Source organism: Nostoc sp. (assembly GCF_036919895.1).
Classification (GTDB): domain Bacteria; phylum Cyanobacteriota; class Cyanobacteriia; order Cyanobacteriales; family Nostocaceae; genus Nostoc.
In genome coordinates this window covers 1-13,862 of record NZ_JBALBW010000085.1, presented here as the reverse complement: position 1 = coordinate 13,862, position 13,862 = coordinate 1, and the positions used below count along the sequence as shown (strand labels likewise).

12 protein-coding genes and 1 pseudogene are annotated in these 13,862 nt (G+C 41.7%); 5 read left to right on the top strand and 8 right to left on the bottom strand.

What is annotated here, in order from left to right:
* Window positions 1-42 precede the first annotated feature (42 nt).
* Entirely contained in the window at window positions 43-1,104 is a 1,062-nt protein-coding gene (rfbB, locus tag V7K55_RS16980; protein ID WP_334833272.1) for a dTDP-glucose 4,6-dehydratase, read from the top strand.
* Between the two features lie 54 nt (window positions 1,105-1,158).
* Here the strand turns inward: rfbB and V7K55_RS16975 are convergent, their stop codons facing one another.
* Window positions 1,159-1,479, bottom strand: coding sequence for an addiction module antidote protein (locus V7K55_RS16975; RefSeq protein WP_334833270.1), 321 nt, complete (start codon window positions 1,477-1,479; stop codon window positions 1,159-1,161).
* Between the two features lie 241 nt (window positions 1,480-1,720).
* Here V7K55_RS16975 and V7K55_RS16970 point away from each other — a divergent pair, with 241 nt between their 5' ends.
* Entirely contained in the window at window positions 1,721-2,914 is a 1,194-nt protein-coding gene (locus V7K55_RS16970) for a serine/threonine protein kinase (protein WP_334833268.1), read from the top strand.
* Between the two features lie 68 nt (window positions 2,915-2,982).
* Here the strand turns inward: V7K55_RS16970 and msrA are convergent, their stop codons facing one another.
* On the bottom strand, window positions 2,983-3,651 hold the full coding sequence (gene msrA, locus V7K55_RS16965) for a peptide-methionine (S)-S-oxide reductase MsrA (RefSeq protein WP_334833265.1): 669 nt from the start codon (window positions 3,649-3,651) through the stop codon (window positions 2,983-2,985).
* 173 nt (window positions 3,652-3,824) lie between these two features.
* On the opposite strand from msrA, the gene V7K55_RS16960 reads away from it, so the two are divergent.
* Complete coding sequence (locus V7K55_RS16960) at window positions 3,825-4,304, top strand: YidH family protein (RefSeq protein ID WP_334833263.1); 480 nt, start codon at window positions 3,825-3,827, stop codon at window positions 4,302-4,304.
* Window positions 4,305-4,367: 63 nt separating this feature from the next.
* On the opposite strand, the gene V7K55_RS16955 is transcribed toward V7K55_RS16960, so the two are convergent.
* From V7K55_RS16955 to V7K55_RS16945, 3 genes are all read right to left on the bottom strand, one after another.
* Window positions 4,368-4,757, bottom strand: coding sequence for a DUF1634 domain-containing protein (locus V7K55_RS16955; protein WP_334833262.1), 390 nt, complete (start codon window positions 4,755-4,757; stop codon window positions 4,368-4,370).
* A gap of 1 nt (window position 4,758) precedes the next feature.
* Window positions 4,759-5,595: a sulfite exporter TauE/SafE family protein gene (locus V7K55_RS16950; protein WP_334833261.1), complete on the bottom strand. Its 837-nt coding sequence runs from the start codon at window positions 5,593-5,595 to the stop codon at window positions 4,759-4,761.
* Window positions 5,596-5,812: 217 nt separating this feature from the next.
* A complete protein-coding gene (locus tag V7K55_RS16945; protein WP_334833259.1) occupies window positions 5,813-8,002 on the bottom strand; it encodes a recombinase family protein in 2,190 nt (729 codons plus the stop codon).
* 87 nt (window positions 8,003-8,089) lie between these two features.
* Between V7K55_RS16945 and V7K55_RS16940 the strand changes: the two genes are divergently transcribed.
* Window positions 8,090-9,433: a proton extrusion protein PcxA gene (locus V7K55_RS16940; protein ID WP_334833257.1), complete on the top strand. Its 1,344-nt coding sequence runs from the start codon at window positions 8,090-8,092 to the stop codon at window positions 9,431-9,433.
* An 83-nt stretch (window positions 9,434-9,516) separates the two neighbouring features.
* The gene (mltA, locus tag V7K55_RS16935; RefSeq protein WP_334833255.1) at window positions 9,517-10,788 is read left to right on the top strand and encodes a murein transglycosylase A; all 1,272 of its coding nucleotides are present in this window, start codon (window positions 9,517-9,519) and stop codon (window positions 10,786-10,788) included.
* Window positions 10,789-10,918: 130 nt separating this feature from the next.
* On the opposite strand, the gene V7K55_RS16930 is transcribed toward mltA, so the two are convergent.
* The 3 genes and pseudogenes from V7K55_RS16930 to V7K55_RS16920 form a co-directional block, all read right to left on the bottom strand.
* Window positions 10,919-11,152, bottom strand: coding sequence for a DUF3134 domain-containing protein (locus V7K55_RS16930; RefSeq protein ID WP_292704576.1), 234 nt, complete (start codon window positions 11,150-11,152; stop codon window positions 10,919-10,921).
* Window positions 11,153-11,363: 211 nt separating this feature from the next.
* The gene (locus V7K55_RS16925) at window positions 11,364-11,792 is read right to left on the bottom strand and encodes a hypothetical protein (RefSeq protein WP_334833247.1); all 429 of its coding nucleotides are present in this window, start codon (window positions 11,790-11,792) and stop codon (window positions 11,364-11,366) included.
* A gap of 784 nt (window positions 11,793-12,576) precedes the next feature.
* Window positions 12,577-13,862, bottom strand: a pseudogene (locus V7K55_RS16920) (calcium-binding protein); the annotation flags it as partial.

Here is a 13,862-nt window from a genome sequence, read left to right as displayed (position 1 = left end):
CCACAGAGGCACAGAGAACACAGAGATAAGAGAGGAAATTGAATGAGTCGGCGGTTATTGGTTACTGGGGGTGCGGGGTTTATTGGGGCAAATTTTGTCCATCACTGGTGTCAGATTTATCCAGATGACCGGGTGGTGGTGTTGGATGCGCTTACTTACGCGGGGAATCGTCTAAACTTGGCGATGGTTGAGGGAAAAGAGAATTTTCGGTTTGTGCAGGGGGACATTTGCGATCGCACCATCGTAGATCAATTATTATCAACAGAAAATATAGATACTATCGCCCATTTTGCTGCTGAATCTCATGTTGATCGTTCCATTCTTGGGCCAGCGGCTTTTGTGCAAACCAACGTTGTGGGAACTTTCACGCTGCTGGAAGCTTTTCGCCAACATTGGGAGGCTAAAGCACAGCCATCTGATTATCGTTTTCTACACGTTTCTACTGATGAAGTCTACGGTAGTTTGGGCGCAGATGATGCAGCTTTTTGTGAAACTACATCTTACGCTCCCAATAGTCCTTATTCAGCCTCAAAAGCTGGTAGCGATCACTTAGTGCGTGCTTATTATCATACTTATAAGCTTCCAACCATTATCACAAATTGCTCTAATAATTACGGCCCTTATCAGTTTCCCGAAAAGCTAATTCCTCTAATGTGTATCAACACATTGATAGGTAAACCGTTACCTGTTTATGGCGATGGTAAAAATGTGCGCGATTGGCTTTATGTAGGCGATCATTGTCGTGCTTTAGATGTGGTAATCAATCATGGTCAACCAGGGGAAATGTACAATATTGGTGGCAACAATGAGGTGGAAAATCTCAACCTGGTGCAACTTTTGTGTCAGATGATGGATGAATTAGCACCTGATTTACCAGTACATCCAGCAAAGGAATTGATTACTTTTGTCAAGGATAGACAGGGACACGATCGCAGATATGCAATTAATGCAAACAAGATTAAAACTCAACTTGGTTGGACACCTTCAGTAACAATTGCTGAGGGTTTACGTTTAACTGTTGAATGGTATCTCAATCATCGTGATTGGTGGGAACCTCTGTTGTCTGCGGAATATCAAGCTTACTATCGCAAAAATTATCTATAACTTAAATTCCCCACGCAATAGTGTCACAAAGTGAGTGGTAATTACTATTGTGATTCACTCTGAGACTGGAGGGATAATTTTTTGGGGTGTGAGACAATATCCCAGTGCTTTCATGATGGAATTGACGTTTTCAAGGCGCGGATTGCCATTGGTAGATAAGGCTTTTTGCAATCCCCGGCGTGTCATACCTGTTTTCTCTGCTATCTCAGTAATTCCCCGTACACGAGCAACAACGCGCAACGATGCCAATAACGCGCCGGAATCGTTGTCTCCTGAATATTCCTGAAATATCTCGGTCAAATAATCGTCGATTTCTTCCGGGTGCTTACGGAAATACTCTTCTTCAAATTCATCGAGTGTTCTAAATTTTCTCACGGCTTAGATACTCCTTCCAGTAAGCTTTTGCGTCTTCGATGTCCTGATTCTGTGTGCTTTCAATCTCTACTTTTATTTATAACAGATGCGAATAATAATTCGCACTAATTTTATAGATAACCCCAAAGTTGGAATCTTCAACTACTTTCAATAAATTATTAGGCTCCCACAATTTCTCCAGATAATGACTATCCTTGAATATAAGGGAATCAGATCGGCGTAAACTGCTAGCAGGTGTAAGATGCTGCAACCAGAACAGATATTACAAGATCGTTATCAAATCCAACGCCAACTTGGTAACAATGGGATTCGTCAAACTTGGCTAGCAACGGATTTACAAGCCTCTGATGGCGAAAATTCAACCGTTGTGGTCAAACTTTTAGCCTTTGGCGGTACTGTACAGTGGGATGATTTAAAACTTTTTGAGAGAGAAGCGCAAATTCTTAAACAGCTAAATCATCCCCGCATTCCTCGATATATAGATTATTTTTGTATCGACGATCGCACCCTTTGGTTTGGCTTAATCCAACAATATATTCCTGGGGAGTCGCTTAAGGAAAAACTTGCTCTTAGCAAAAGGTTTACTGAAAAGCGAGCGAGAAAAATCGCTAGCGAGATTTTAAATATTCTCATGTATCTACATGAGTTAAATCCAGGAGTATTACATAGAGATATTAAACCGAGTAATTTAATCTGGGGCGAAGATAATCGGATTTATTTAGTTGATTTTGGCGCAGTTCAGGATAAAGCGGCCAGAGAAGGCGTTACTTTTACCGTTGTGGGTACTTATGGTTATGCCCCAATGGAACAATTTGGTGGTCGAGCGGTTCCAGCTTCAGACCTCTATGCACTTGGTGCGACTCTGATTCATTTGCTAACTGGGACTTCACCCTCTGATTTACCCCAGCAGGATTTGCGACTGCAATTTACCGACCGAGTTAATCTCAGTCCCAGTTTTGCCAGTTGGCTACAAAAGTTGATAGAACCCGCTCCCGAACAACGTTTTCCTGATGCCCGCCAAGCGCTGAATGTTCTTAAATCTGGTTTGGCTGTGAAATCTGCAAACAGAAATCAGCTTTTACCGCAAAGAGAAATCATCAACAATTCTGGATGCGGGATAAATAATCAGAATGAAACAGTCCCAGAGGAAATTCTCGGTTGGAACTGGGGTGCATTTCTGATGCCTTGGTTCTGGATGTGGCCGAATCAAGTTTGGTGTGGAATATTCTGTTTTGTACCCCAAATTTCGGGGTTAATGTCGATCGCACTCGGTGCTAAAGGCAATGAATGGGCTTGGAAAAGCAGACGGTGGAGCAGTATTGAGCAATTCAAAGCCCATCAAAGAGGCTGGGCGATCGCTGGTATTCTAATTGGAGGGCCTATTAGTATTATCTTGTGGGTAACAGCGATCGCTTTACTGAAAGCTGCACTGTAAGGAGTAAGGAGTTAGGAGTGAAGAATTATTGTCCTTGTCCCCCTACTCCTATACTTCCCTGCTTCCTTCTAACTACTAACTTGCGATTCAACTACACCCACGGGACAAGAAACATTTGTCCCTCCTAAACCACAATACCCATTAGGATTTTTCGCCAAGTATTGCTGATGGTAAGCTTCGGCATAGTAGAATTCCGGCGCATCCAAGATTTCTGTAGTAATCTGGCCATAACCTGCACCGCTCAGGGCTTGCTGATAAGCTTCCCGCGATGCTTCTGCTAGCTGCTTTTGGCTTTCAGAATAGACATAAATTCCCGAACGATATTGAGTGCCACTATCATTACCCTGGCGCATCCCTTGGGTAGGATTGTGGCTTTCCCAAAAGACTTTGAGTAGTTCAGAATAACTAATTACTTTGGGATCAAACACAACCAATACCACTTCATTGTGACCGGTTCGCCCACTACAGACCTCTTCATAAGTGGGGTTAGGTGTGAATCCAGCAGCGTAACCCACTGCGGTGGTGTAAACTCCTTTAAGTTGCCAGAATTTGCGTTCTGCACCCCAAAAACAGCCCAAGCCAAAGATTACTTTCTCTAATCCATCGGGAAAAGGAGCTTTTAAAGGGTTCTTGTTGACATAATGAGCGGCTGGTACTGACATAGACTGTGCTCTTCCTGACAAAGCTTCTTCAGGTGTGGGTATAACTTGCTTTTTGCCGAATCCGAATAGTGCCATTGATTTTGACTCTGATATATATCTTTACCTTATTTATATTGTAAAGATTCTGGCGATCGCTTGGGGTTTTCTGAGAGTCTTGGCTGGACTGTCTTGACCTTGCGGCGCTAGTTCATGCTATTTAATCGATGTTATGAATACTTTTTAAGGGTAAATAGTCGTCAGAAGTACTTATGGATAAAATACCGAAAATTGACCGTCAAAGAGAGCATCAAGCGAACGAACGGACTTTTCTGGCTTGGCTACGTACTTCTATTGCATTGATTAGCTTTGGTTTTGCGATCGCGCGATTTGGGATATTTCTGCGCCAGTTGAATCTTGCTATTACTCAACAAGAAACTTCTGTCAATCCATTATCCAACTCGGAAAATTTAGGTCTTGCTTTGGTAATTTGTGGAATTTTGGTTGTTGTGTTAGCCGCCTGGCGATACAACCAAGTTTTCTGGCAAATTGAACGAGCAGATTATAGACCAAATAGGTTAATGGTTTGGATAATGACTGGAGTAGTAATTATTTTGGGACTTTTGAGTATTCCTTTGCTCTTATTGCGCGATCGAGTCCATCCTCGTTCTCCTTTTCCAACTCAACCACAGTCACGTCGCTTTGCTCCGAATTCAAAATTAAAAATTAATAATCCCCATTCAGAAATTTAGGGGCTTGTATCCTTTTCTTTCTCGGTAACAAAATTTATATTAAAAATAACTATAGTAAAATGCTCATAAATATCCACCAAGTAGACTATATAACAATCCAAGCAGTACAATGAGAGTCACAATAATATAAGTAAAATCTCGCTGTCGGAAATATATTAATAGTGAACAAGCTACTCTCACAACTGGAGTAGCAATTAATACTAATAAACCAAGCTGAATAATGCCACGGTGACGACCAGATTCAACAGATGTAACCACCCCTGATGGACTCCGAAACTCTGGTAATTCTCCCCGAAAAAACTGATAATTTGGAGGCTGATTTCCGTGGCGAATTAAATACAAAATTCCACCTATAAAAACTAAAGCAGTGGCAAGGATGACTCCAGTTCTTAATAGATTGCCGAGAAATTGTTCAAAGCGTTGTTCCGATTTCTTCTGTCTGCCTTTCACCATTCTAAAGCCTCCCCGTTAGACCTTTGTAAATCATTTCCACCGCTAGCACGAAAATCACAACGCTGAAAATATTTCGCAAAATGTTTACTCTGGCTCTAACTAATACCCGCGCTCCTAATAAAGCACCAAATAGTACTCCTAACATCACAGGCATTGCTAATCCGGGATCAATGTAACCTCGGTTCAGATATATGCCAGCGCTAGCGGCGGCTGTAACTCCAATCATAAAATTGCTAGTGGTAGTTGACACTTTAAAGGGAATATGCATGATTCGATCCATTGCCAGCACCTTGAGCGCTCCTGAACCAATCCCAAGCAATCCTGAAAGTATGCCAGCTACAAACATTAATCCAAATCCAAAGGGGACACCGCGCACGTTATAAGCCTCTTCTCCCGTGGGAGTTGGATAAGTACCATTCAGTTGAAGACGGATTGCTAGGGAATTTGGCGACAAATTATTCAGGTGTTCCGGTGGGCTTTGACGGGACAAGTACGCGGAATAGAGTAAAACGATTCCAAAGACAACAGCAAGCGATCCCGTCGAAATTTTCGCTGCTATAATTGCTCCGACTATTGCACCAAAGGTTGTTGCTATTTCTAGGAACATCCCCAGGCGGACATTTGTATAGCCTTCCTTGACGTAAGCAGATGCGGCTCCATTAGATGTAGCAATTACAGATACTAATGAAGCACCGATCGCATAACGAATATCAATCCCGAATACCAATGTTAAAAAGGGTACAATTACGACTCCACCACCTAACCCAGTTAGTGCCCCCAAAAATCCGGCAGCAAATGAGCCAAACCATACCAATAGAGAAAATTCTATGATGTTCAAATTGCTTCCCCTGCCACAAACTTTTTTGCTTGAGACTAGAAAACGAAACTCAACCTGATTGCTGTTTGGTTGATTTCACCTGCAAATATTTTAAGAAGTTGGGCTAACAGAAACAAATATTTTTGTTTGTTAAATTGATAATTAAAAGTGATTCATGACCTGTAGGGGCAATTCATGAATTGCCCCTACGTGAAAACTAGGGTTGGGGATCTGAGGTTTATTTAACATTAGTCTCAGAAATAACTGTTACACAAGCATTTACTAAGGGTAATAGCGGCCCTAGTTGCTCTTGTCCATTTACTGCTAAATCGCTATGACACAAATAAACTCTTTCAGATACACGAGATAGTAAATCTGTCAAAATCCTTCGTAATCGTTGTTCTTCTGCTAATTTCTCATCTTCTGCTGTCCAAGGTTCGCCTAACCTGTTTTGCAGGAAGAACGGCGCACCGAATAACGTCGCCGCACCACCTTTTGCCCAAAGAGGTGAACCAGCATCCAGCCAAAAATGCCAACGGTGCGATCGCCTACTAGACCGATATTGAAATATGGTTGCTAAGGTGACAGCCTTTCTCGCTCCACCGATGGGACGCACGGGGTAAGGGTTGGCGGTGATTGTACCCCGTCGCAGTAATTGAATAAATTCGATAATAGTTGCGTTAGGCGTTGTCTCAACTGGGGCAATTTGTCGTAATCTGGTGTCAATTTCCCAGTAGTGTTGGGCGGTTTCTAATAATTCTCGCAGTGCTGCTAGTTGTTCGTAGGGGAGATTACTACCATTCCACAAAAAACGCTGAATTGCTCTGTCTAAGAGAGAAATGGGACTGGGAATTAAACGCAATTCTTGTTGCGATCGCTGTTGTTCTAACCACTGCAATATCTCATTATAGGCTGTAGTAGCCGCATAACCGATTCTATCCCAGCGCTCGAAGGCTGACACTGGTAACAAGTTAGGGCGATCTGGATGGGGTACAAAGCAATAATCTGCAATCAAACCAGCACGTACCGGATCAATATTGGTAGAGACGCGATTCATCGCGTCTGTTAAAAGTGAAGAGTTTTCTGGTGGTTGTTGTTTCCTACTCAAGACAACTAGCATTTCTGCGACGGCATCCCGGTCTACGAGGCGACCCAAGCCGGGATAAACTAGCGTCAGCATGGTAAGTAAGGCGCGAATGACGGGTGAACTAATTAGGGGACGTTGATCGTTAAGCGATTCTACTTGGATGTTTTGCTTAACGAGGATTTCTACTAGAGTATAACGAGCGATCGCATCTAAACCTGGTGCAATAATCGCTACTTCTTCTGCTTGTACTTGCTGCGATTGGATCGCATTCGCAATTACCTCTGCTGTTTGTCGCAATAGTTGAGCGCGGGAGGTGGTTTGAATGGAATGGACAATCTCAGGTAAACTCACCAGCACCATCGGTTCTGTAACTAATTCCACCATCTGTTTAGCTTGCTCTCCGAGGGACTCTGGAGGCGGCCCGGTCAAGATTTCTACCCGACAACGCTTTGCTAACCCTTCTAGATAATTAGGGTCTGCTCCCAATCCCAATCGCACTGCACCATCGGGATTGTAGCTAAACGCGCCAACTGCGCCTCGATCTAATAGCAATTCAAACAAAAGACGCGCTACGCTAGGATAATCGTCAACATCATCCGCCAATACCGCCTGATAGCGTTTAGTTAGGTGCTGTTGGTAGTTGCGATCGCTCAACAAATATTGACTATAGAGTTCGGTAATAATGCCATAAGTAAGTAACCCCCTCTCTAAACACCAGTTACGCCAATCAATAAGTAAAGATGCCAAAAATTCTGGCTCTAAAGTTGTAGTGTTTTCCCCCAGACCCTTTGCCAAAATTTGAGCAATATCTTCGCAATGTACACCACTGTAAGCAGCTAATTGCAACAAGTCTAAAATGCGACGCACCAAGCGAGACTCATTCACTCCCGCAATTCGTAAAATTTCTTCGTCTAATTGGGAACGCCAAAGTTTGGTTGCTAATTCTTGCTCTGTTTCTGGTCGCAATCTTACCGGAAACTGTGCTTTCAGGTTCAAGGAGTTAATTAGCAACGGCCAAAATAAGATAACTTCATCCTGGAAAAAACCTAGCGGTGTCTTGGCACGCACCGGATATTTTCCCAAGGTAGATGTAACAATTATATCTCCAAATTCTCGGCGATTATCATCGTTGGCAGCTAAGACTAAAACTCCTGGCTCTGTTTGTTTAAGATATAAAAATTCTGGTATGCGATCGCCTTTTTTATGTCCCGGCTTTTTAGTATAAAATGATTCGTTATGCTGCTTTTCTTCTGGCTGTACCCAACTACAAAATTGCTCTACCAAGCGAGCCGTCTTACCACTGCGACTAGTGCCAACAATCCAAACCGAATGAGAAACCACAAACTTTCTCCTTGTAGATTTGCTAGTATACCTCGTGCGTTAACTTAAGGTTAAGAATCACCAAATAATGCTGGATGATTATCTGCAATGAAAAATTCTGTTTTTAGCCAAAAAATCTATTCTTTTTTGCTTGCTGCTTATCGATGGTACTTACAGACTCCTGAACGTTCTTTACATGAAGCTTACGATGCAGCATTAAAGATTAAGGAAATAGAAGATAAGCATTTCAATGGTAATAAAATAGACATTGACTCAGCCACGTACAGTAAGAGCGTGATGGATTATTTTGAGTCAGACCTCAACAAGCTATTAAAAATTGCCAAAATGCGGCTGACAGAGTTTAGAGGAAGCCGCTGGTTTCTAAATGAAGAGAATCAAAAAGCTGCTGAGAAAGCAGGTATAGAGCATCCCAGTCCTTCTTTAGTTTTGGAAAAGCTAAACTTTATCGATCTAGTTATATCTAAATACACAATAAATTCTGAGCAAATAACTTCTAACGCTTTAGTAGTTAAACCTCCAAATCTACCAGTTAATATTATATCTGACGAAAAATCACCGATCGTTAATGCTCCAACCTTACCACCCAAAATACCAACTCAAGACTCGGATAAAAAACCACAACCAAAGAGTAAAGCCGAGACAACAGGCGTTTTACCCCGTTCTATTTTAAGTACTCTCACTCGTCTGCAAGTTGAATTAGACCCTAATGCTGAAAAAGAAGTAATTCAGAATTTTCGTGAGACTCAAAGAAGAACAATAATATCTATCAGGTTTATTTTACTATTAATTATCGTACCACTTTTGACGCATCAGATAGCAAAAGCTTTCGTGGTAGGGCCATCTGTTGAGCATTTTAGAAATAGCGAGCAAATGCAGATATTCCTCAATTCCGAAATGGAAGAGGAAGCTCTTGAAGAATTAGAAAGATTTGAAGAAAAGCTCAAGTTTGAAAATCTTATTAGAAATGCTCCTCCACTGTCGTCTGAACAGATGGAAGCTGAAATGGCAAATAAGGCTGTAGAACTGGCTGAAGAATTTCGTCACGAAAGCTCAAATGCTATCAAAAATGTTTTTGCAGATATGTTCTCGGTGGGTTCTTTTATCTGGCTTTTGCTTGTCAGCAAGTCTTCTATTGCTGTAGTCAAAGATTTTTTTGATAATATCGTCTATGGGCTTAGTGATAGTGCTAAGGCATTTATCATTATTTTGTTTACTGATATATTTGTAGGTTTCCACTCTCCTCATGGTTGGGAAGTACTGTTAGAAGGTGTATCACGTCATTGGGGATTACCAGCGAATCGAGATTTTATCTTCTTATTTATTGCTACATTCCCAGTTATTTTAGATACCATTTTCAAATATTGGATATTCCGATATTTGAATCGGATATCGCCTTCCGCAGTTGCCACTTATCGGAATATGAATGAATAAGGGAATGGAGAATGGGGGAAATTTTTGGTTTTTGGTTTTTGAATTTGAGCAAAGTGGGATAATCTCAAAAAAATTTAATTTTGATGAAAAAGATACTTGCTGAGTTAGGAAAGTTTAGCAAAGTTATCGCTATCAGCTTCCCTGTAGTTTTGTCGATTTTCCTGGTGCGAATGCAATCTTTGGTGCATCAGGAACTCATCTCACCAGAATGTCAGGTGAAAAAGTGGAATATACCAGTTTCCTTGACTGGTGAAAACCAAAAAGCGCCATTAATCCAGAGACTACCAGTTACTTGTTGTCAAGGTGATACCTCTTGTTTAGATGAACTTCTCTATGGAAAAATACCAGATAAAAAGGCGCTAGTCAGTGCGATCGCTCACAGTCTCCAATACCTGCAAACTGCTAATGCTGCGACTGCTTATCAAAACTATCCTGTGGCTGGGATTACCCGCGTTCGCGTCTTCAAAAGCTTGAAAAGATTCCGCGAACTCCTACTCACAACCAATTCTGCAACAGAATTACATCAAGCCATTGAGCGGGAATTTGTTCTTTACCAGTCAATCGGTAAAAATACTAAAGGTTCTGTTTTATTCACCGCCTATTATGAACCACTTTACGCAGCCAGTCGCGTCCCCACACCAGAATATCGTTATCCTGTTTATCGATTACCTCCTGATTTAAACTCCTGGCCTAAGCCACATCCTACCCGCCTAGAGTTAGAAGGAGCAGATGGGTTACAAGCTGTAAAAGGGAAATTGCGAGGATTAGAGTTGTTTTGGTTTCGCGATCGCCTTGAACCATATTTAGCTCAAATTGAAGGTTCAGCGCGACTTCAGCTTCCCGATGGGACTCAGACAGCGATCGGCTATGCTGGCAATAACGCTTATAATTACAAAAGTCTGGGTCGAGAATTAGCGAATGATGGCAAATTGCCGCTTGAAGGGATGACGATGCCAATTATTCTCGATTATTTTCAAAAGTATCCCCAAGAATTAAATATTTATATTCCGCGCGATCGCAGTTTTGTTTTTTTTCAAGAAAATCACGGCGAACCAGCCCAAGGTTCTATCAACGTACCGCTAACAGCAGAGCGTTCTATCGCTACAGATAAATCTCTCATGCCTCCTGGTGCTTTAGCGTTGATTCGTGCTTCTATTCCCTTTCCTAATCCTACCGGAAAAATGGAGGAGCGCATCGTTAGCCGCTATGTTCTTGACCAAGATACTGGAGGTGCAATTAAAGGTGCAGGTAGGGTAGATTATTTTTTAGGGACTGGGAAATTAGCAGGCGATCGGGCTGGTGTCACAGTCAGCAATGGACAATTATTTTATTTATTACTCAAGTCCAAGAATTAAACCCACTCGCATTTTAATACTAAGATTCTCGACTTCTCTAAAAAAATCGGGAATCTTAGCATTTCAGCGAAAATTAAACGCCTACTGGACAGTAATTACGTTAGCGTCGCGGGGCGTAGCCCATTACGAATTACGCTTCTATTTCCATTTCAGAATCGTCATCATCATGATCGTAAGGAATATCGTCAAGGTCGATCATTTCTGAAATTTCTTCTACTTCATTTAGATACTCAGATTCTTGATGTTCGCGCTCGATTAGACGACCAGTTGACTTTAGCCATTCTAAAAGAATAAATTCATTACTTGTACGAATTACAGGCGCTCGTTGGTTACGAGGTTCTTCACGCAAAGGACTGATAGGCATAAAAAAGGCTCACTTTGAATTATCGGTAACAGTACAAAAACAACAAAAACACAAAAATTGTACATTAAGCTTAAAAAGCTTGTTATACAAGACTTTTCGTAAGAGACGAAATATAAACTATTGAGTTTTTTATTCTCTTGTCCGTCTACTTACTTACCATTAAAATGTCTTTGCGTCAGTCTTAATCATAAATCTTCAAGCGGACACAATCTTACAAAGCATTTGGTAGCTTGGCAAGAGTTTCGTACATATCAGAGGGTAATGCAGACAATCTGTTCGCCACAGCGACTGCATCAGCTAAGTTGCTAAATTGACACCGGACAATTTCTTGTCCATTTCCTGAAGGGAATCGTTTCCTAGCTTTATTAGATACAGCACAAATAATCGCTAAAGCTTTAGCGAACCCGTCTTTTGTCAATATTGTTTCCTTTGCGAACCCTTCAACAGGAATAAGGCAAACCTCAAACCGATAGCCCGGTCTGGGAGAAACAGCTATGTCGATATAGGGTTTATCTTCTTTTCTGATTCTGCGTAAATATTGGGCTGTCGATTGAGTATCGTGCAAATCAGTCCCAAGGGCATAAGTAAAGAAACAATCTTCTGTGAGGGACTCAGGACGGGTAATTATATCCGTTGACATAAGTTCAAGTACTATCTGTATGTTGTCTGGATTTGTGACACACTAAAGTTGTCTGTTCTTTTTAGCACATTTTTTGACCGTGAGATGTATCAATTTCGCGCAAGGTATTGCAATACACTTCTGTTCGCTAAAAATTTAAATTTTCGCAATACTTAAATAATCTCACCTTTAAAAGATAAATTTGCAATATAAACTGACAAAAAACACCTCCAGAACCCAAGCTTGTAGAGATTTAGATTCGGAGAAGCCTCTAGATAGTCAGTTACATGAGCGAAAATATTTCTCAACTATTTAATTATAACATAGTTGACGATTGAACTTTTTCAACTATGTATGACCCTATGGATGTTAAGCTACCACAGCAATAAGGTTGTATTCCATTCTGACTTTTAGATAATTAAAGATATAACAGCACCAAAAACCCTGGAATCAGGTGCGTTACGGCTTACGCCTAACACACGCTACATATACTTAGATTTTTTCATAAATCAAATCGGATTCCTATAGAACGTTTTGATACCTACAATAGGACTTTTCAAACATCCTCTTAGAACGAAGTTCGTAACGCACCATGTGTATTACTGAAGGCAAAGCCAATGGGAGCATCCCAATTTGGCAAAAATATACGGAACTAACGCAAAACCCTTTTAAATCGTCTTCCCTTTGTGTCCTCCCCTGCGGGAAGCCGCTCCGCGTCTATGTACCCTGACTGTCTAATTGATATGTTTAAGCTTTCAAATTTGTGTTGTGTACCAATCAGACAGTCAGGGGCTAAACCACAATACTAAGCGAAAGTAAAGTTGTTAGCAGTCAGCGTACTAGATGTCACACCTAGCAGTGAAACTAATTCAGTAGATCCTACCTTCAGTAAGGTATCACTGCCAACTTGTGACAGCGTTAGATCGCTGAATTTAGTAGCACTAGCAATACCGCCAATTCCCAACAGATCAACTCCTGGAGTGAAGTCGGTAACAATATTCTTGTTGGTTGGTAGTCCGGCATTGGCAATCCAGAATTGGTCAGCACCAGCGCCACCAGTCAGGCGATTTCCACCTCCACTACCAGTAAATAGGCGATCGTCACCATCGCCACCAGACAGAAAGTCATTGTGATTGGCGTAAAGTATATCATTTCCAGAACCACCATAGAGACGGTTATTACTGCCACCACTACGGAGAGTATCATCGTTGGAACCCCCAAACAGGAATTGTCCAGAACCCTCAACTACTTGGAGGTTGTCATTACCAGCACCACCAAACAGATTATTATCTGCTTTGGCTTCTACTACGGTGATGGTATCATTACCATTTCCACCATCGACATTGGTATTACCAGCTTGACCGTCTGCACCAACAAAGACTTGATCGTTGCCATCATTGCCAAACACTGAAGAGTTACTGCCTACAAACACCGTATCATCACCGTTACCCGCCATAACTGTGGTGTTAGGATTGTTAGATTCTACTGTATCTGCGCCGTTCCCAGCGAAGAGAATTTGGTTGGAGTTGACGGTGACATCATCGCTATTAGTTGAACCAAATGTGATGTCTGGCGCTGGCTGGGTTAAGCCAGGTAATAACTTAGTTCCGTCAATCTGCACACCTTGAAGTTGGTTAGGATCTAAGCCTAGAGACTGTAGTGTAGTCGGGGCAATTTGGGTGGTAGAAACGGTTTGAGTGTTGGTCGTCCCTTGGAGACTGCTGGCTAATCCAGTACTACCAGCAATTAAGGCTACATGAGTGTCAGCATCAGTAAATCCACCATGCTCTGCACGTTTCTTCGTAGCATTACCAAAAAAGTAGCCATTATTGAGTTCGACAACAATATCAGGAGTGCGATCGCTGGTTGCTGGATCTCCCAATCCGGCATTGATAATTCCTTGACCATACAGTACCGTTCCCTGAGCAGCAGCATCCTCTGTAGAAAAGACCATCCCAGTATTTGGATCGATCGCACTATCAAATGAGTAATTCTGATCATTCAGTAGTGCTACAGCTTTTTGAACATCGGATGGATTCTTCAAGAAGAGCAAGGATGAAGTATCGCCACCTCTCTCAGCATCAAGCTGAA